The 19,060-nt window shown below is 37.1% G+C and carries 20 protein-coding genes and 1 other annotated feature; of the genes, 19 read left to right on the top strand and 1 reads right to left on the bottom strand.

Going from position 1 to position 19,060, the window contains the following annotated elements:
- Positions 1–145: 145 nt before the first annotated feature.
- The 19 genes from mreB to pheA all read left to right on the top strand — a co-directional run bounded on the left by mreB (position 146) and on the right by pheA (position 18,196).
- Positions 146–1,162, top strand: a complete 1,017-nt coding sequence (mreB, locus tag QUF99_RS23295) for a cell shape-determining protein MreB (RefSeq protein ID WP_286122108.1) — start codon at positions 146–148, stop codon at positions 1,160–1,162.
- Positions 1,163–1,203: 41 nt separating this feature from the next.
- On the top strand, positions 1,204–2,058 hold the full coding sequence (gene mreC, locus QUF99_RS23290) for a rod shape-determining protein MreC (RefSeq protein ID WP_289373233.1): 855 nt from the start codon (positions 1,204–1,206) through the stop codon (positions 2,056–2,058).
- 13 nt (positions 2,059–2,071) lie between these two features.
- Positions 2,072–2,614, top strand: coding sequence for a rod shape-determining protein MreD (mreD, locus tag QUF99_RS23285; protein WP_289373232.1), 543 nt, complete (start codon positions 2,072–2,074; stop codon positions 2,612–2,614).
- 35 nt (positions 2,615–2,649) lie between these two features.
- The gene (minC, locus tag QUF99_RS23280; protein ID WP_289373231.1) at positions 2,650–3,336 is read left to right on the top strand and encodes a septum site-determining protein MinC; all 687 of its coding nucleotides are present in this window, start codon (positions 2,650–2,652) and stop codon (positions 3,334–3,336) included.
- 2 nt (positions 3,337–3,338) lie between these two features.
- Positions 3,339–4,136, top strand: coding sequence for a septum site-determining protein MinD (gene minD / locus QUF99_RS23275; RefSeq protein WP_289373229.1), 798 nt, complete (start codon positions 3,339–3,341; stop codon positions 4,134–4,136).
- A 346-nt stretch (positions 4,137–4,482) separates the two neighbouring features.
- On the top strand, positions 4,483–5,226 hold the full coding sequence (locus QUF99_RS23270) for a M23 family metallopeptidase (protein ID WP_289373228.1): 744 nt from the start codon (positions 4,483–4,485) through the stop codon (positions 5,224–5,226).
- Complete coding sequence (locus QUF99_RS23265) at positions 5,219–6,079, top strand: M50 family metallopeptidase (protein ID WP_289373226.1); 861 nt, start codon at positions 5,219–5,221, stop codon at positions 6,077–6,079. The genes QUF99_RS23270 and QUF99_RS23265 overlap by 8 nt, the downstream gene beginning before the upstream one ends.
- A 61-nt stretch (positions 6,080–6,140) precedes the next feature.
- Complete coding sequence (locus QUF99_RS23260; RefSeq protein ID WP_289373225.1) at positions 6,141–7,532, top strand: Rne/Rng family ribonuclease; 1,392 nt, start codon at positions 6,141–6,143, stop codon at positions 7,530–7,532.
- A gap of 73 nt (positions 7,533–7,605) precedes the next feature.
- Positions 7,606–7,683 (top strand) — a sequence feature (ribosomal protein L21 leader region).
- Positions 7,684–7,697: 14 nt separating this feature from the next.
- Complete coding sequence (gene rplU / locus QUF99_RS23255) at positions 7,698–8,006, top strand: 50S ribosomal protein L21 (RefSeq protein ID WP_003200848.1); 309 nt, start codon at positions 7,698–7,700, stop codon at positions 8,004–8,006.
- Positions 8,007–8,017: 11 nt separating this feature from the next.
- Complete coding sequence (locus QUF99_RS23250; RefSeq protein ID WP_289373224.1) at positions 8,018–8,362, top strand: ribosomal-processing cysteine protease Prp; 345 nt, start codon at positions 8,018–8,020, stop codon at positions 8,360–8,362.
- A gap of 3 nt (positions 8,363–8,365) precedes the next feature.
- Positions 8,366–8,656 (top strand): 50S ribosomal protein L27, encoded by a 291-nt coding sequence (gene rpmA / locus QUF99_RS23245; protein ID WP_286122099.1) that lies wholly within the window; start codon positions 8,366–8,368, stop codon positions 8,654–8,656.
- A gap of 64 nt (positions 8,657–8,720) precedes the next feature.
- Entirely contained in the window at positions 8,721–9,269 is a 549-nt protein-coding gene (locus QUF99_RS23240; protein WP_289373223.1) for a Spo0B C-terminal domain-containing protein, read from the top strand.
- Positions 9,269–10,555 carry a GTPase ObgE gene (gene obgE, locus QUF99_RS23235; RefSeq protein ID WP_289373222.1) on the top strand — a complete coding sequence of 429 codons (1,287 nt, stop codon included), beginning with the start codon at positions 9,269–9,271 and terminating at the stop codon, positions 10,553–10,555. Before QUF99_RS23240 ends, obgE begins: the two co-directional genes overlap by 1 nt.
- A gap of 191 nt (positions 10,556–10,746) precedes the next feature.
- Positions 10,747–11,454: a response regulator transcription factor gene (locus tag QUF99_RS23230; RefSeq protein WP_289373221.1), complete on the top strand. Its 708-nt coding sequence runs from the start codon at positions 10,747–10,749 to the stop codon at positions 11,452–11,454.
- Complete coding sequence (locus tag QUF99_RS23225) at positions 11,444–12,526, top strand: HAMP domain-containing histidine kinase (protein ID WP_289373220.1); 1,083 nt, start codon at positions 11,444–11,446, stop codon at positions 12,524–12,526. The genes QUF99_RS23230 and QUF99_RS23225 overlap by 11 nt, the downstream gene beginning before the upstream one ends.
- 93 nt (positions 12,527–12,619) lie before the next feature.
- Positions 12,620–13,396, top strand: a complete 777-nt coding sequence (locus QUF99_RS23220) for an ABC transporter ATP-binding protein (protein ID WP_289373218.1) — start codon at positions 12,620–12,622, stop codon at positions 13,394–13,396.
- Positions 13,371–15,284: an ABC transporter permease gene (locus QUF99_RS23215; RefSeq protein ID WP_289373217.1), complete on the top strand. Its 1,914-nt coding sequence runs from the start codon at positions 13,371–13,373 to the stop codon at positions 15,282–15,284. The genes QUF99_RS23220 and QUF99_RS23215 overlap by 26 nt, the downstream gene beginning before the upstream one ends.
- A 50-nt stretch (positions 15,285–15,334) precedes the next feature.
- Entirely contained in the window at positions 15,335–17,248 is a 1,914-nt protein-coding gene (locus tag QUF99_RS23210; RefSeq protein WP_289373215.1) for an ABC transporter permease, read from the top strand.
- A gap of 96 nt (positions 17,249–17,344) precedes the next feature.
- A complete protein-coding gene (gene pheA / locus QUF99_RS23205; RefSeq protein ID WP_289373214.1) occupies positions 17,345–18,196 on the top strand; it encodes a prephenate dehydratase in 852 nt (283 codons plus the stop codon).
- Positions 18,197–18,368: 172 nt separating this feature from the next.
- Here the strand turns inward: pheA and QUF99_RS23200 are convergent, their stop codons facing one another.
- Positions 18,369–19,034: an MOSC domain-containing protein gene (locus QUF99_RS23200; protein WP_289373213.1), complete on the bottom strand. Its 666-nt coding sequence runs from the start codon at positions 19,032–19,034 to the stop codon at positions 18,369–18,371.
- Between the last annotated feature and the right edge of the window lie 26 nt (positions 19,035–19,060).

Here is a 19,060-nt window from a genome sequence, read left to right as displayed (position 1 = left end):
TTATTTTGTTTTATAATGTGTTTTATGAGTTTTTTGTAGACATTTGTCTACAATGCAGGATAGAAAATATAAAAAACGTACTGTTTTATTATAAATATAAAGTAAGAAAATGAGTCCGTGAAAATGAGAAAGGAAGATATATGACATGTTTGGATTTGGTGGTTTTACTCGTGATCTTGGGATAGATTTAGGAACAGCGAATACGCTTGTATACGTGAAAGGAAAAGGTGTGGTTCTACGTGAACCTTCCGTTGTAGCATTGCAAACGGATACGAAACAAATCGTTGCAGTTGGTGGCGATGCGAAACAAATGATTGGTCGTACACCAGGAAACGTAGTGGCTCTTCGCCCGATGAAAGATGGTGTAATTGCTGATTATGAAACAACAGCAGTAATGATGAAATACTATATTCAACAAGCACAAAAATCAAATGGATTTTTCTCTCGTAAACCTTATGTAATGGTATGTGTACCATCAGGTATTACTGCTGTAGAAAGACGTGCAGTGATTGATGCAACTCGCCAAGCAGGCGCACGTGATGCATATCCAATTGAAGAACCGTTTGCAGCAGCAATTGGTGCAAACTTACCTGTTTGGGAACCAACGGGAAGTATGGTTGTCGATATCGGTGGCGGTACAACAGAAGTTGCAATTATCTCTTTAGGCGGGATTGTAACAAGTCAATCTGTTCGTGTTGCTGGTGATGATATGGATGATTCAATTATTCAATACATTAAAAAAGGTTACAACTTAATGATTGGGGAAAGAACAGCGGAAGCATTAAAATTAGAAATAGGTTCTGCTGGCGAGCCAGAAGGTATTGAACCAATGGAGATTCGCGGCCGTGATTTAGTAAGTGGTTTACCAAAAACAGTTTTAATTAAACCTGAAGAAATTGCAGAAGCATTAAAAGATACAGTAGATGCAATCGTAGAATCTGTTAAGAATACATTAGAAAAAACGCCACCTGAATTGGCAGCGGATATTATGGACCGTGGAATTGTATTAACAGGTGGTGGTGCATTACTTCGTAACTTGGACAAAGTAATTAGTGATGAAACGAAAATGCCAGTTCTTGTTGCAGAAAATCCATTGGATTGTGTAGCGATTGGAACAGGTAAAGCGTTAGATAATATCGATCTTTTCAAAAATGCTCGATAATATTTCAAAATAAAAACCAATGAAATTAAGAGGGTGTGAACGTGCCACAGTTTTTCTTAAACAAAAGATTAATTGTTTTGTTAGTTAGTATTATTCTTCTCGTGGCATTGATTGGAATCTCATTGAAAGAACGGAAAAGTTTAACATGGCCAGAGCAGTTTGTAAAAGATACTGTCGGTGTTGTAGAGCGTGTATTCCAAAAGCCAGCGAATTATGTTGCCGGATTCTTTGAGAATGTAGAAGATGTAAAGCGCACGTATGAAGAAAATAAAACACTAAAAGAAAAATTAGATAAGTATGCGGAGTTATCCGTAAAAGTAAAAGATTTAGAAAAAGATAATGCAAATCTACGTGAAACAATTGGTAAAAAAGATTCTCTTCGCGACTATAAGCCGATTCAAGCAACTGTCATCGCACGCAATCCAGATAAATGGTATGACTTAATCGGAATTGATAGAGGAGCACAGCAAGGAATCCAAAAGGATATGGCTGTTATGACTTCAAAAGGACTAGTCGGAAGGGTAAAAAGTGTTTCTCAATTTACATCAACAGTAGAATTATTGAGTTCAATGAATCGAACAAATCGTATTTCTGCTGTCGTGGAAGGACAAGAGCGTATTTTTGGATTAATAGAAGGATACGACAAGGAAAAACAAACGCTTATTTTCACAAAAATTCCATCTGACGTAAAAGTAGAAAAAGATCAAACGGTTGTGACGTCTGGATTAAGTGATATTTTCCCGAAAGGATTAGTAATTGGGAAAATTGTAGATGTTGCACCAGATCCATATGGATTAACACAAACAGCTTACGTAAAACCTGCAGCGGATTTAAATGACGTAGACCATATTATGGTTACAAAGAGAGTTATGCCGTCAGCAGTGTTAGAACAATAAGGAGGGAGAAGAGATGACTATTTTAAAAAGGACAATTCTTCCTCTCCTGCTTCTTTTCGTATTTTTATTTGAAAATATGTTTTCTACTGTGGTTCCAACAGAATTGTTTTGGAAGGGCAGTATTGCATCGCCGCATTTTTTTATGATTGTACTATGTTTTATTACCGTTTATTTTAGCCCATTGCAAGGTATTTACTATGGGCTGTTATTCGGTTTTTTATTTGATACTGTATATACGGAACTTGTTGGTGTATATATATTTGCTTATCCAATTTTAGCGTATCTCGTTTACAATGCGATGAGAGTTTTACAATTGAATTTATTCATTGTTTCTTTTATCGTGTTCGCGAGTATTGCAGCATTAGAGTATTATGTATATGGATTTTTAACGTTATTAGGTCGTATTCATGTACCAACGCATATCTTTTTCTCTGATCGTCTCCTTGCTACGTTATTGCTAAATGGAATTTTCTTATTGCTATTTTGTTTCCCACTGAGACGATATCTTGTGCGTCTTTCAAAAGCCACGGAGGAAAAAGAAAAAAGGATTTTCTGACTTTATGTCGAATTGAATCGGTGGGGTGAACTTTAGTGGAAGAAAAAAAGCAACAAAATGTAACGATAAAAGGGACAAAAGATGGACTGACACTGCACCTTGATGATTGCTGTGCATTTTCGGAATTACTGCAAGAACTGGATGAAAAACTTTCAACTCATTATTACGATGGCGATGGACGCTCCTTAATCGAAGTGCATGCCAAAGTTGGCAATCGCTATTTGACAGAAGTACAACAGGAAGAGCTTCGTACTTTAGTTCGTAATAAAAAAAATCTTGTTGTTGATTCGATTGAGAGTGATGTTATAACGAAAGCAGAAGCTGTAGCGTGGAAAGAAGAAACGGAAATTGTCCCTGTTTCCAAAATTGTTCGCTCAGGTCAAGTGTTGCATGTAAAAGGAAATTTATTATTAATTGGAGATGTTAATCCAGGCGGAACGGTTATCGCTGGAGGAAATATTTTTGTCGTCGGAGCATTACGAGGTATTGCACATGCAGGATATTATGGGGATGCAGAGGCCGTTATTGCGGCATCGGTGATGAATCCAATGCAACTTCGAATTAGTGATGTGACGATGCGGGCTCCGGAAGAGAAAGAAGACGGAGCAGACCCGGCAGAATGTGCGTATATTGATGAGAACAATCACATTGTTGTCGATCGCCTTCAACTTCTCACTCATCTTAGACCTAATTTAACAAAGTTAGAAAGGGGAATTGTATAGCTGTGGGAGAGGCAATAGTAATTACATCTGGAAAAGGCGGAGTAGGAAAAACTACAACGTCTGCAAACATTGGTACAGCCTTAGCATTATCCGGAAACAAAGTATGTTTAATTGATACGGATATTGGCCTAAGAAACTTAGACGTAGTAATGGGGCTGGAAAATCGTATTGTATTTGATCTTGTTGATGTCGTCGAAGGGCGTTGTCGTTTACATCAGGCTCTTATTAAAGATAAGCGCTTTGATGAGCTCTATTTATTACCTGCAGCACAAACGAGTGATAAATCAGCGGTAACACCTGAACAAATGGATGAGTTAATACAACAATTACGTCAAGATTATGATTACATATTAATTGATTGTCCTGCCGGTATTGAGCGGGGATTTAAAAATGCGGTAGCAGGTGCGGATAAAGCAATTGTTGTAACGACACCTGAAGTATCTTCTATGCGTGATGCAGATCGCGTTATTGGACTTTTAGAAAAAGAAGATATTGAACCACCAAAACTTGTTATAAATCGTGTACGTAGTCATATGCTACATGAACAGGATATGCTGGATGTAGATGAAATTGTACGTACACTTTCAGTTGAGTTACTAGGTGTTGTCGAAGATGATGATGCAGTTATTCGCGCTACAAATACAGGAGAACCTGTAGCATTGCAGCCGAGTGGCAAAGCAGCCCTAGCTTACCGTAATATTGCAAGACGTCTGTTAGGTGAATCTGTACCGTTACAGGCGTTTGAACAGGAAAGACAATCTGTCCTTACAAAAATGAAAAAATTCTTCGGAATTCGTTAAAAGCACTTCGCATGTATGCGAAGTGCTTTCTTTTTTCTTCTCATGAATATCTTGGTTAGACAACTCATACATATGTACAAACCATATAAAGTTCAACTGACGATAAGTGGGAAGGAAGAGCCTTTACTGCACTGCTGAAAGTTTCACTTTACCCTGCTCTAACGGTCAGTAATACCCTCATCTCAAAGTTCTGCAGGAAGCAAAGAAGTTAGGTGGGGATAAACTGTCCATCAGAGCCAGATTGGTGAGGGCTAATTCTCAGTGGAAGATGAAGAAAACCATCCACTGAGAAAAGTTTCACTTTATTTCCCTCTTTTATAGGAGGAGGGAAAAGGAAGGGGACAGGATGAAGAATAGACGTGTAGATGAGATTCGAAAGCGGATTGCGAAGAGAAAAGAAGAGCAAGAGCGAACGGAGGAAGAACAATATTTTTTCCAAGGGGATTACGAGGGGGAAACATTACTGATTGAAGAAGGTGAAAAAGAGGTACATCCGCTATTTCGCAAGGATGTATTTTTATTTAAGTTTTTACTAGCAGCAATTTTCGTTCTCGCCGTAGCCATTTTATTTAAAAACGCACCTTCCTCTTTTGATGGGGCACGAACAGTTATAAAGCAAGTCATGGAAGAAGAGTTTCAATTTGCTGCTGTGTCAAAATGGTATGAAGGACAATTTGGAAAGCCACTTGCCTTCTTACCTTCAAGTGAAAAGAAGCAGATAGTGAAGCAAAAGGATTATGCAGTCCCAGCTTCCGGAAAAGTGATGCAAAGTTTTCAAACGAACGGGCAAGGGGTATTTGTACAAACAGCTGCGAATGCAATGGTTGAATCAGTAAATGAAGGCATTGTAATTTTTGCTGGGAAGAAAGAAGAGTTTGGAAACACTGTTGAAATTCAACATGCAGATGGTACGGAATCTTGGTATGGAAATCTAGGTGAGACATCTGTGAAACTATATGATTACGTAGAGAAGAAACAAAAGGTTGGAACGGTTGCTACCAGCACAAATGAAAAGAATGGAAAATTTTATTTCGCAATAAAAAAGAATGAAAAATTTATCGATCCAATTCAGGTGATTTCATTTGAGTAAATATAACGAAGTATTGTCAAAAATTACGATACATCCTTTATTTTGGGGTATTATAGCAATCGGGATTTTTACGGCACGTTTTAAAGAGTTACTTATTTTGTTTTGTATTGTCTTTCTGCATGAGTTAGGGCATGCGTTCGCTGCTGCCCATTATAAATGGCGTATTAAGCAAATACAGCTCTTGCCATTTGGCGGGGTAGCAGAGCTTGAGGAACATGGGAATAAACCGTTGAAAGAAGAGCTAATTGTTGTGATAGCAGGTCCCATTCAACATGTATGGATGGTAGGGTTAGCCTATGTATTGTATACGGCAGGATGGGTGGGTGAAGAACTTTATCATTTTTTTGTATGGAATAACTTAATTATTTTATGTTTTAATTTACTGCCGATTTGGCCTTTAGACGGAGGAAAGATTCTCCTCAATGTTTTATCTCAGCACCTTCCTTATTTACAAGCACATGAAAAAATGATGAAACTATCATGTGTTTTTTTTAGCGTGATACTAGGATGGCAACTGTTTTGGAATAGTAATAATATTATGATGTGGATGTTACTTCTGTTTTTAGTTATTTCTCTATACCAGGAGTGGAAGAAACGTCATTATGCATTTATGCGTTTTTTGCTAGAACGTTATTATGGAAACAAACGAGGTATTGAAAAGATTGCTCCGATTGAGGTGACAACGGAAGATCGGTTATTTACTATTTTTACACAGTTTCGTAGAGGATACAAACATTCTATTGTCGTCCGTGGAAAAGATAAAGAGCACTATACATTAGATGAAAATGAGCTACTTTACGCGTACTTTACTGAAAAGCGAACAACTTCATCTGTAGAAGAGTTGATTGGTTAGTGTTGACGATGGCACTAACCTTTTATATTGTAAAGAAAAAAGAAAAAGTGAGGAAGACATCTTGAAGACGTTATACATCAACTACATCGGTTCGGAAAAACGAGTTGCTGTAGAAGAAGAACAAGAGATTGTTGAACTTCTATGGAAAAGAAATGAAGAGCAAGAAATTGTAGGACATATTTTTGTTGGCCGTGTGATTCGGACCATTGCTGGAATGAATGCTGCTTTCGTAAATATTGGCTTAGAGAAACAAGCATATCTCTCTTATGATGATGTCCCAGCATCATACCGGGTGCACGAAGGCCAAGCATTGCTTGTACAAGTTGTGAAAGAAGCAATTGATACAAAAGGTCCGAAACTAACAGCAAACATAGAATTCACCGGAAAATATGTCGTTTATATGCCTTATGACGAAATGTGTGCAGTTTCCCGGAAAATAAAACAGACCAAGAAACGACAACAATTGCTTGAGATTCAAGTGGATGGTGGGGGAGGATATATTTTTCGCTCAGCATGTGAACGAGGCCCTATCGATGAAATACAGGCTGAGATGAATCATTTTCAGCAGCTATTTGAGGAACTAAAAAAGAAGGAAAAACAAGGAAAGGCACCACTGTTACTTCATCGTCCAGCAACATTTTTAGATCGAGTGTTTCAAGAAATTCCAATTGAAAAAATTTCAAAAGTAATCGTAGATGCACACAGTGTGCTAAAGGAGTTAGAAGACAAGGTAGGAAAAGAAAAAGTGTCGCTATACAAGGAAAAGTCCTCCTTGTTTAGTCGATATGGTGTAGATCGCGTTATTGAAAAAGCACTGCAAAAAATAGTATGGCTACCAAATGGATCCTATTTACTCATTGAACAAATGGAAACGATGACTGTCATCGATGTGAATACTGGTAAATTTACGGGAAAACAGAATTTACAAGATACGGTGTTGCGCACAAATGAAATAGCTGCAAAAGAAATTGCTCGTCAATTACGTTTGCGGGATATTGGTGGTATGATTTTAATTGATTTTATTAATATGAAGAAGCAGGCGGATAAGGAAAAAGTTAGAGAAGCTTTGATGGCATCTTTGCAGAAGGATAGTACATATACGAGAGTGCTTGGTTTTACGGAACTAGGTATTTTAGAAATGACACGTAAGCGCAAAAAACATTCGCTTCGTGATGTATTATTAGAAGACTGTTCTCGTTGTCAAACGACCGGCTATGTGGCTTCTTATGAAACAATTGCATATGAACTGGAAAGAGAGCTCATTGCATATAGTGGTATGGATGATGAGGCGGTTTTAATCGCAGCGCATGCGGATGTACAAAAAACCTTTTTACATAAAGGATTGCAAAAAAACATACCATTTCAGATTCATTTCATAGATGAGAAATCTGCGAAATATTCTATCGTCCGTTTTGGAACAAAACAAGAAATTATGGAACGGAAAAATAGTTAGCAGAACATTTATTGACAACCGCCAATGTTTCATGATAACATCTTTATGTTATAGTTTATAGCACCTAAACTGCTATATGCTACAACCGCACAGGACAGGTTCTAAAAAGACATGCTATGTCTACCTCGTTTTGGCGAGTCTTAGTAATTATGAGGAGGTGCAAGTATGTACGCAATTATCGAAACAGGTGGAAAACAAATTAAAGTTGAAGCTGGTCAAGAAATCTACATTGAAAAATTAGATGCTGAAGCTGGTGAAACTGTTACTTTTGACAAAGTTCTTTTCGTTGGTGGCGAAAACGTGAAAGTTGGTAGCCCAGTTGTAGAAGGTGCAACAGTTACTGCGAAAGTTGAAAAACAAGGTCGCGCTAAGAAAATCATCGTTTTCAAATACAAAGCGAAAAAGAACAATCGTAAAAAACAAGGTCATCGTCAACCTTACACTAAGCTTGTGATTGAAGCAATCAACGCTTAATTCTGGTCGATATGATTAAAGTTACGATATGTCGCACGAAATTAGGAAGTATCCAATCATTTAAAATGACCGGACATGCCAACTTTGCACCGCATGGACAAGACCTTGTCTGTTCTGCGACAACGGCGGTTGTGTTTGGATCTATAAATGCAGTGGAAGTACTTTGTAATGTGCAGGCAACCATTGAACTCGGAAGTAATGGCGGATTCCTAACGTATGAAGTTCCTAATGATTTAGATGCTTCTACAGGAGAAAAAGCACAGTTACTTTTAGAAGGCATGGTTGTTTCGCTTAAGACGATTGAACTTGATTACGGAAAATATATCCGATTAATAGAAAAAGTGCAGGAGGTGTAACGTATGTTAAGATTAGATCTTCAGTTTTTCGCATCTAAGAAAGGTGTAGGTAGTACAAAGAACGGTCGTGACTCTCAGTCAAAACGTCTTGGTGCTAAACGCGCAGATGGTCAAATGGTATCAGGTGGTTCAATTCTTTACCGTCAACGCGGTACAAAAATTTATCCAGGTGTTAACGTTGGTCGTGGTGGCGATGACACTTTATTCGCGAAAGTTGACGGCGTAGTACGCTTCGAGCGTCTTGGCCGTGACCGCAAACAAGTGAGCGTATATCCTGTTGCTCAAGAAGCATAAGAAACTCACGGAAAACTCTAACCTGAGTGCAGGTTAGAGTTTTTCTATATTAAGGGGTATCTGGATGAAGGAAAAATGGACAATTATAGATGCGCTGCGTCATTCGAGACATGATTGGCTCAATCGTATGCAGATGATTAAAGGAAACCTTTCGCTTGGAAAAGCAGAAGAGATTCATGGACTCATCGATCGTTTTGTCCAAGAAGCGAGACAAGAATCTAATCTGATTGGGCTGTCGATGCCTATGTTTTCAGAATGGATTTTAACATATAATTGGAAACAGCAACCGTGCTTATTGGAATACGAAGTATTAGGGAAAGTACATAACTTATCTCATCTAGATGAGGTAGTTTGTACATGGACGAATCAATTTTTCTCAATACTCCAGCATAGTTTAGACGTTTATGTCGAAAATTATGTTTGTATCACAATTGAATGTAACGCGCAGGATGCTCGTTTCTTTTTTGATTTTCGTGGTAAGCTAACAGATGTAGAAGAACTACAAACGTGGCTTGCAAATCAAGATGATGAATGGTGTTCCATTTCTTATACAGTACGAGATGAAGAAATCTCAATTATATTACAACTAATCGAAAAAAGTGTGGTGAGATAATGTTTGTAGATCAGGTCAAGATATATGTAAAAGGCGGCGACGGTGGAAACGGAATGGTTGCGTACCGTCGTGAGAAGTATGTTCCAAAAGGTGGCCCAGCAGGTGGCGACGGTGGTAAAGGTGCAGATGTTGTTTTCGTTGTAGACGAAGGATTACGTACATTAATGGACTTCCGCTATCAGCGTCATTTTAAGGCAGATCGCGGTCAACATGGAATGAGTAAAGGTCAACATGGCCGAAAATCTGAAGATTTAATTGTAAAGGTTCCGCCAGGTACAGTTGTAAAAGATGAAGCTACTGGTCAAATTCTTGCGGATTTAGTAACGCATGAACAATCAGCAGTTATCGCAAAAGGTGGCCGTGGTGGTCGTGGTAACTCACGTTTTGCGACACCAACAAACCCAGCTCCGGAAATCGCTGAGAACGGGGAACCAGGTCAAGAGCGTGATGTAACGTTAGAATTGAAAGTGTTAGCTGATGTTGGACTTGTTGGCTTCCCAAGTGTTGGTAAATCAACATTATTATCTGTTGTATCATCAGCACGTCCGAAAATTGCAGAATATCATTTTACAACAATTGTTCCAAACCTTGGTGTTGTTGAAACAGGTGATAATCGTAGTTTCGTTATGGCTGATCTTCCAGGACTAATTGAAGGAGCACATGCTGGTGTTGGGCTTGGACATCAATTCTTACGTCATATTGAGCGTACACGTGTTATCGTGCATGTAATTGATATGTCTGGTTTAGAAGGTCGTGATCCGTATGAGGATTACGTAACAATTAATGGCGAATTAAAAGAGTACAATCTGCGTTTAACAGAGCGTCCACAAGTTGTTGTTGCAAACAAAATGGATATGCCAGATGCAGAAGAAAACTTACAAGCGTTTAAAGAAAAAGTGGGCGATGAAGTTAAAATCTTCCCAATTTCTGCAGTAACAAGGCAGGGTGTTCGTGATTTACTATTCGAAGTAGCAAATCTATTAGAAACAACACCAGAATTCCCAATACATGAAGTTGCAGACGAATCTGAAGCAAGCGTAATGTACAAATATGAGTCTGAAGGCTCTAAATTTGAAATTACACGTGAAAGTGATGGTACGTTTGTTATTTCTGGTTATGATATTGAGAAAACGTTCAAGATGACAGACTTCACTCGTGATGAATCTATACGCCGATTTGCTCGTCAAATGCGCGGAATGGGTATTGATGAAGAACTTCGTGCTCGCGGTGCACAAGACGGTGACATTGTAAAAATTCTTGAATATCAATTTGAATTTATTGATTAAGACTGCCAAAATACGGCAGTTTTTTTTATAATAGAGAAAGAAGTGAATATATCCATCGTTCACAGGTAATAACTCCCGTTTTAAGTTTCAGAAAAATCAAAGAAATAAGTTGTGAGGTAACTGGCTGTGAAAGCAGGAATCCTGGCTGATGAAAGTTGCACTCTACAGCAAGAAGAAAAGGGTGGGGTTTTATGTATAAAATATTAATTGTAGAAGACGATGAAAAGATTGCTCACATTTTAGAAGAGCATTTAGGGAAATATGGGTATCAATCGTTTCGTGTGGAAGATTTACGCCATATAAAAGATGAATTTGTAAAAATAAATCCACATTTAGTCTTACTGGATATTAATTTACCGTACTTTGATGGGTTTTACTGGTGTCGTCAAATTCGGACTGTTTCGAACGCACCAATTATTTTTGTTTCAGCACGAACGGGCGAAATGGATCAAGTGATGGCAATCGAAAATGGTGGGGATGATTATATTACAAAGCCATTCCATTTAGATATTGTGATGGCTAAAGTGAAGAGCGCACTGCGACGCGGATATGGGGAATATGCGGGGTCCGCAGAAAGCGACTGCTTTGGTGTAAGTGGATTGTTGTTATTTCCATCACAACATACAGTAGAGTGGCAAGGAAAACAAATCGAGCTGACCAAGAACGAATTTTATTTATTAGAATGTTTAATGAAACAGGCAAATCAATACGTAACACGAGAAGAGTTATTAGAGGCGTTATGGGATGAAGTAGCTTTTGTTGATGATAATACATTAACGGTGAATGTAAAGCGAGTACGAAAGAAGCTAGAGGAACTTGGGATTACAGATGCAATTGTAACAAAGAGAGGGTATGGATACGCACTTCTTACAGAGTGGGGAGATGGGCATGAAGCTTAAGAGTTATCTTATTGATCGTTTCGCTTTAATCGTTTCGTATATTGCGAGTCTTTGTTTGTTTGGATTTATGTTACAGCTACAAGAGCTTTTAGAGAAACAGTCGATACAGTGGAGTACATGGTTGTACGGTTTCTTATTGGCGACTGTAGTATTTATCGTGTATCTTATTTATGATTATCGAAAACGAAGTGTGTTTTTAAACAGAATAGAACAATATATTGCTGAAGGGCACACATTGCATGATTCTTTACTTATTGATGCTTCCTATACGTCTGAACAAGAAACAATTGTTGAAGCATTTACATTGCTAAGACAACAATATATGAATCAAGTACATGAGCAGTCTGCAAAAGAGCAACAGCAAATCATTTTTATGAACCAATGGATTCATCAAATGAAAACACCGATTTCTGTCATTGAATTGCTATTGCAAAAATTAGGACAAATGCATCGAGAGGCAAGAGGAACAATTGAAAGTATTCGAGAAGAAAATAATCGGATTTTACATGGTTTAGATTTAGCATTACATATGGCGAGGCTAGAACAGTTTGCGAAAGATTATAAAATAGAGGTAGTAAATGTAGTAGATGTTGTTCGAGAAGTTATTAATCAACATCGAAAAGCCTTTATCCAATGTTCTGTATATCCGAAAGTTATGTTTTCAGAAGAGGCATGTATGATAGCGTCTGATCGAAAGTGGCTTAGTATTGCAATCAATCAAATTGTTATGAATGCAATAAAGTATACAAAAATCTCTCAAGCTGATAAAAAAGAAATTCAGTTTCAGATAGAGGAAAAGGAACAGAAAGTCTTATTACATATTAGTGATAACGGAATTGGTATTCCAAAACAAGACATCAAACGGGTTTTTGAACCGTTCTTTACAGGAACGAACGGACGGAAAACAAGAGAAGCAACAGGTATGGGATTATACATTACAAAGGAAATTTGTGATAATCTTCATCATGGAATTCAGGTGCAATCAACTGAGGGAGAAGGCACAACATTTACATTCCAATTTGCAAAAGACGAAGAATATCATACATTAATGAGAAAAATGACAAAATTGTAAGATAACAACGGGTTTTGTAAGGAAAATCACTCGTTTCTTTTTCTTATTTTTTTTATAGTAAATGTAAGAAGAAAACGCATAGGGGGATTAGAAATGAGTGTTCTTGAAGTAAAAGGTTTAACGAAGGTATATCAATCAAAAGGTTCAGTGGCAACGACCGCTTTACATGATATAAATTTCAAAATTGAAGAAGGCGAATTTGTAGGAATTATGGGGCCTTCAGGGAGCGGGAAAACAACGCTTCTCAATTTATTAGCAACGATTGATAAACAAACATCTGGTCATGTTTATGTGAACGGTGAAGAAATTAGTCAAATGCGTGCCGCAAAATTAGCAGCGTTTCGTCGTACGCATTTGGGATTTATCTTCCAAGATTTTAACTTGCTAGATACATTATCTATTAAAGAAAATATTATTTTGCCTCTTGTCATGGCAAACCGTCCTGTGAAGGAAATTGATACAAAGGTGCTTGAAATCGCGAAGTTCTTAAACATTGAAGAAATTCTAAATAAAAAAGTATATGAAGTATCAGGTGGACAGCAACAACGTGCCGCAGCTGCGCGTGCAATTATTCATGAACCTACATTAATCTTAGCGGATGAGCCGACAGGAAATCTAGATTCTAAGTCAGCAAAATCACTAATGGGTGCACTGCAAGATTTACATGAGCAGAAAAAAGTAACGATTGCAATGGTAACGCATGATCCGGTAGCCGCTAGCTATTGTGAGCGTATTCTCTTTATCCGCGATGGAGAAATTTTCTCGGAAATTCATAAAGGAAAAACAAAACAAGCCTTTTTCCAAGAAATTTTAGACGTACTTGCGATGCTAGGAGGAGAATACCATGAACTTTCGCCAGCTCGCGCTTAATAATGTAAAAGGAAATTGGCGTAATTATAAAGCGTTTCTTATTAGTAGTTGTTTATCAATTTTAGTTTTCTTCATGTATGCTTCCTTTATTTATCATCCAGATGTGGTGGATGGGAGTATTGGTGGAAAAGCAATGATTGCTAAAGGCTTAGAGGGAATCAACTATATCGTCGTTATTTTCTCAGCACTATTTATTTTGTATTCTAATACAACATTTTTACGAGCGAGAAAAAAAGAATTTGGTTTATTAACGTTAATAGGTGGCACGAAAGGTCAACTTGGTCGCATGATTATATTAGAGCAAATGATGCTTGGTGTGATATCTATTATAGTGGGAATTGCACTTGGTATGCTCTGTTCTAAACTTTTCTTTCAGGCGCTTAGCGTACTACTTGGCATTGATAAAACATTGCCACTTGTATGGAATGGGAAAGCAGTATTAATAACAGCGGGTGTGTATTTTATTCTCTTTTTCCTTTTATCATTATTTGGAATCTGGACGATTGCACGCTTACAAATTATTGATTTACTACGAGATGCAAGAAAGCAAAAAGTAGAGCCTTTTGCATTTACATGGTTATGTGTCGTCGGTGTATTATGTATTATTGTAGCGTATGTACTTTGTTTTCAAGTTACAATTATGACTTTTATTATGTATTTCTTGCCAATTGTCGGGCTAACAATTGCCGGAACATATTTGTTATTTACACAAGGTAGCACCGTAGTATTAAAAGCATTACAAAGACGAAAAAAATCATTTTATAAGTATCCGAATATGTTTGTGCTAAGTAATTTAATTTATAAAATGAAAGATAATGCACGTTTTCTCTTTGTTATCTCTATTATTACAGCGATTGTTTCTTCAGCAATTGGTACGTTGTATGTATTCTTTGAAGATATGAGTTATAAAACAGTAGCTCAAAGTCCACATGCTATTTCATATGTGGAAAAAGGTGTGAATTCTCATGAGGTTCTTGATGAGAAAAGTGCTCAAAAATTAATGGAGCAGCACGGATTTGAAGATGCACGGAAAGTTACTGTTATTAGCATCCCAGCAAAGTATAAAATGAGATGGATGAATAATGAACGAGAATTGGGAATGCTCATTATGTCAGAGAAAGAATTTAATAAAGAAGCGCGTAAGCAAAAGAAAGAAGAGATTCATAATAAAGCGGGTAGCGGTACAATGGTAATGATTGATATGGTGAAAGATTTTGTACAGTTAGATTTTAATAAATCATTTGAGTTTACGGTTCAAAATCAACCAGAAAAATTAAAGTTAAATAAACCATATACAGACTCGGTATTTAATGATGATAGCTTATTTATTGTGACGGAAGAAGATTACGCGAAATACGCGGCGGCTGTACCAGATGCTGAAAAGACGAAATATTATGGATACTATATTGAAAACTGGAAAGAAACAGAGAATCTTGTATTAGATTTGAAAAAGCAAATTGCACCAGAACAGCAGGAGAAATTTCATAATTCTATTCTTACTTATAAAGCTATAAAAGAACAAGGTGCGATCACGATGTTCATTGGTTTCTTTGTAACAGTACTCTTCTTCTTCTTTGCTTGCAGCATGACATACTTTAAATGGTTTAATGATAAAGAACAAGATCGCATTCAATTCAAATCGTTAAAACGAATTGGTATGACTGATAAAGAGATTCATAAAATTGCAATTCGTCAGATGGGAGCAATCTTCTTTATCCCAATTCTTATTGGTACTGTGCATAGCGGATTTGCTCTTCATACATTAGGGAAAATGCTTTATTTAGATTTATGGAAATCAGGTGCGATTATTATCGGGGCATACATTTTAGCTTCGGCAGTCTACTTTGCAATCGCGCAAAGAGGATATTTAAAACACGTAAAAAGCTAGGGAAACCTCTAGCTTTTTACATGTGTAACAGGTTACAGAGGGGGATGAAGATGAATGTTCGACAATTGGCAATGCAAAATATAAGAGGTAATTGGCGCAGTTATAAAGTATTTTTCTTAAGTAGTTGTTTTGCTATATTTGCCTCTTATATATATATGGCCGTGATTTTCCACCCCTATATGCAACGTAATATGTGGTATCAGAATGTACAATGGGGACTTATTGTATGCAATATAATTGTTATTTGCTTTTTTATTTTATTTATTTTGTATTCGAACTCCATTTTCATACAAACACGCAAGAAAGAATTAGGGTTATACATGTTAATGGGAGCAACAATGTCTAATTTGATCGGTATGATTATGGCGGAACAAATGGTGATGGGACTTCTTGCTAATGTTTTTGGTGTAGGTATTGGAATGGTATTTTTAAAGCTTTTCTTTATGATATTTGGTATGTTACTTAAATTTCCTCAGGAACTACCTCTTATTTTTGATATAAGAGCTGTCATGATAACAGTTGGTACATATTGTATCATATTTTTTGTTTTATCTTTCATTAGTGCACTACGTATATGGAATATAAAAGTAATTCGTTTATTAAAGGAATTTCGTACGGAGAAAAGTGAATCAAAAAATTCAAAGTGGCTTTGTTTGCTAGGTTTTATTTGTTTAGGTATAGGCTATGGCTTAGCGTCACAAGCGACGATGATGACGATTGCTATCTATTTCATTCCGGTTGTCATTTTGGTATCCTTTGGCACATACTTTTCGTTTACACATGGGATTATTCAAATATTACAAATGATAAAAAGTAGTAAAAAGATTATGTATAGATACCCTTATCTATTTATAGTGAATCAATTATTTCATAGAATGAAGGAAAATGGGCGCTTTTTCTTTCTTTTATCAATGGCAACAACCGTTGTCGTAACAGCAACCGGTGCAGTGTACTTGTACTTTTCAAGCATGCAGGAAATGTGGCGCGGAGGTGGAGCACACGCTTTTTCATATGTAGAAAAAGGTGTCCATTCAAGTGAAATAATGGAGAAAGGGACAGTTGAGAATTTGTTCCGTAAATATGGAATTCATAAATTTCGCTATACAACTTTTGTAGGTTTACCAGCAACATTTCAGTCTAATAATAGGGAAGATACACCGGCAACTATAATAGGTGCGAGTGAGTATAACAAAGAAGCGAGAGAGCAGGGGCAGAAGACGTTTCATCCGAAAATAGAAACTGTTACACTTGTTTATTATGATAAGTATGATGGACCAGCATTGTATGATAATAAAAAGATCAGTTTGCATGTGTTAGGACAAACGATAGATTATAAATTCAATGGACAGAAAGGCGGCACGCTATTTAATAATCATAGTTCTCAAATAAATGGAATGTTTTTTATTATGAATGACAAAGATTTTATGAATCTAGCGGGTCAAATTTCCGATTCTGAAAAATATGTATATCATGGTTATACGTTAGGTAATATAGAAAATACAGAGAAATTAAACGAAGATTTACGAAAACATATTAAGCAGAATAGTAGCGGTGCATTTCGAAATAATATGGAACTGTATGTGAAGATGAAAGAAGGCGGAGACATTACTTTATTTATTGGTTCGTTTATTAGTATACTATTCTTCCTTACTTCATGTAGCATTGTTTACTTTAAATGGTTTCATGATATTGCATATGATCGAAAACAGTATCATGCATTACAAAAGATTGGCATGACAAAAAGAGAAGCATATAAAATTACTCGTTGGCAATTAGGTATATTGTTTTTTTCTCCTATTTTAGTAGGAAGCATGCATAGTGCGGTTGCTTTATATACGTACCATAGAACAATCTTTATAGAGGGTTCATTTCAAAAAGTATGTTTTGTGATTATGTTTTATCTTGTAGCATGCACCATCTATTTCTTCTTCGCCCAAAAAGAATATATGAAACATATAGATTAGCAGATGCTAGTCTTTTTATAATATTCAAAATTTACATAGAAGAATACAAATATTTATGGTATAACAGTAAGAAAACGAAAAAGAGGGGAAAAGACGATGATTCGAGTTGGCTATTTAGGACCAGAAGCAACATTTACAAATATGGCGGTGAGTCGTTTTTTTCCGAAAGCAGCCCATGTTCCATATCGGACTATTCCTGATTGTATGGATGCAGCAGCAAATGGGAATGTTGATTTCGCAGTTGTACCACTAGAAAATGCAATTGAAGGATCGGTTAATATTACGGTTGATTATCTTGTGCATGAACAGCCGCTTTTCATTGTAGGAGAAATTACAGTACCTATTCAGCAGCATTTGCTCGTTCATCCAAATTATGAAAAGGTTTGGAATGAAGTATACGCTGTGCATTCTCATCCACATGCGATTGCGCAGTGCCATAAGTTTTTAAATGAAAAATTAAAGGGTGTAACGGTTCGCGATATGACATCGACAAGTGCAGCAGCGCAGTATGTGAAAGAGCATCCAGAAGAGAAAATAGCGGCAATTGCGAATGAAGCAGCTGCAGAGAAATATGATTTAGCGATTGTGCAGCATAATATTCATACGCATAAAAACAATCATACGCGTTTCCTTGTGTTACATAAAAAACAGCGGGCGCTATTACCCAAAAATGGGGAGAACCGTGGAGAGAAAACGACGCTCATGGTAACGTTACCTGCTGATTATGCCGGAGCACTTTATCAAGTATTATCGGCTTTTGCATGGAGAAAGTTAAATTTATCAAAAATTGAATCCCGTCCTATGAAAACGGGGCTTGGCAATTACTTTTTCTTAATTGATGTCGACAAGACGTATGATGATGTGCTACTGCCGGGGGTAACAATGGAGCTGGAGGCACTTGGTTTTTCTGTTACGGTACTGGGAAGCTATTCGTCATATTGGCTATAACGTAAAAACCCCATTGCATGTGCGATGGGGTTTTTTATCCCACATTAACGGGCAGTAATACCCTCACCTCAAGATTCAGAGAAAACAAAGAAGATAGGTGAGGGATAACTGCCCGTAAAATCCCGATTAGCGAAGGCTAATCATTAGAGGTGATGAAGAAGATCCCCACTGATTAAAGCTTTACTTTATTTCCCGTTAATTTTGTAAGACGGTCTGTTAATTGCTCATACCAAACTTCTGCTAGTTCCGGAACGGCAAGAATCTTTTCAATACTCTCTTTATCTTTTCTTCTATGAAAATACACTTCGTTAGAAAATAGAATAGAAACTTGATTTGGATGACGCTCTAGCAGTTGAATCTGTGAGTCTTTTCGAACGATTCCCTCTTGAAGAACACGGCATAAATAGCCAGTGTAACCTGTTTCCACAATGCGAGGTAAAATGCCAGGGATGCTAAGTCTTTTGGAAATGGTACTGCATGGTACTCTTCCTTGTGTCACTTGAATAATGGCATCGCCTAATTGATAGGTATCTCCAATGAAAACATCATGCTCTAACATATTCGTAACAGTAATGTTTTCGCCAAATGTGGAGGAAGGTAGAGTTGTTTGGAATTCTTGTTCCCATAATGCGTAATGTTCATGTGGATATACACAAACGGCACGATCTGGACCACCGTGAAATCGTAAATCAGCTACGCCATCTCCACGAAAGCCATCTTTTGATAGAAATGCTTCTTCGGTAAGCTGTTTACAGATTCCCGTCGTCATTTCTTTTTCTTCTCCATATTGCATTTGTTTTGGTTTGCCGATGCTAAAATGAACGAGTTCAATTCCCATATATTCGCTCCTTTATAATTGTTTTC

It is taken from the genome of Bacillus sp. DX4.1, from assembly GCF_030348195.1.
In the GTDB taxonomy this organism is placed as follows: domain Bacteria; phylum Bacillota; class Bacilli; order Bacillales; family Bacillaceae_G; genus Bacillus_A.
The sequence above is the reverse complement of the archived record's forward strand: the minus strand, read 5'-3'. Positions and strand labels throughout refer to the sequence as shown.

Excerpts from the sequence above, each read along its gene's own strand:
- obgE (WP_289373222.1), top strand. The coding sequence starts at position 9,269 with ATGTTTGTAGATCAGGTCAAGATATATGTAAAAGGCGGCGACGGTGGA.
- QUF99_RS23240 (WP_289373223.1), top strand. The coding sequence starts at position 8,721 with ATGAAGGAAAAATGGACAATTATAGATGCGCTGCGTCATTCGAGACAT.
- QUF99_RS23250 (WP_289373224.1), top strand. The coding sequence starts at position 8,018 with ATGATTAAAGTTACGATATGTCGCACGAAATTAGGAAGTATCCAATCA.
- QUF99_RS23225 (WP_289373220.1), top strand. The coding sequence starts at position 11,444 with ATGAAGCTTAAGAGTTATCTTATTGATCGTTTCGCTTTAATCGTTTCG.
- QUF99_RS23270 (WP_289373228.1), top strand. The coding sequence starts at position 4,483 with ATGAAGAATAGACGTGTAGATGAGATTCGAAAGCGGATTGCGAAGAGA.
- QUF99_RS23210 (WP_289373215.1), top strand. The coding sequence starts at position 15,335 with ATGAATGTTCGACAATTGGCAATGCAAAATATAAGAGGTAATTGGCGC.
- rplU (WP_003200848.1), top strand. The coding sequence starts at position 7,698 with ATGTACGCAATTATCGAAACAGGTGGAAAACAAATTAAAGTTGAAGCT.
- rpmA (WP_286122099.1), top strand. The coding sequence starts at position 8,366 with ATGTTAAGATTAGATCTTCAGTTTTTCGCATCTAAGAAAGGTGTAGGT.
- pheA (WP_289373214.1), top strand. The coding sequence starts at position 17,345 with ATGATTCGAGTTGGCTATTTAGGACCAGAAGCAACATTTACAAATATG.
- QUF99_RS23215 (WP_289373217.1), top strand. The coding sequence starts at position 13,371 with ATGAACTTTCGCCAGCTCGCGCTTAATAATGTAAAAGGAAATTGGCGT.
- mreD (WP_289373232.1), top strand. The coding sequence starts at position 2,072 with ATGACTATTTTAAAAAGGACAATTCTTCCTCTCCTGCTTCTTTTCGTA.
- QUF99_RS23220 (WP_289373218.1), top strand. The coding sequence starts at position 12,620 with ATGAGTGTTCTTGAAGTAAAAGGTTTAACGAAGGTATATCAATCAAAA.
- QUF99_RS23230 (WP_289373221.1), top strand. The coding sequence starts at position 10,747 with ATGTATAAAATATTAATTGTAGAAGACGATGAAAAGATTGCTCACATT.
- QUF99_RS23200 (WP_289373213.1), bottom strand. The coding sequence starts at position 19,034 with ATGGGAATTGAACTCGTTCATTTTAGCATCGGCAAACCAAAACAAATG.
- mreB (WP_286122108.1), top strand. The coding sequence starts at position 146 with ATGTTTGGATTTGGTGGTTTTACTCGTGATCTTGGGATAGATTTAGGA.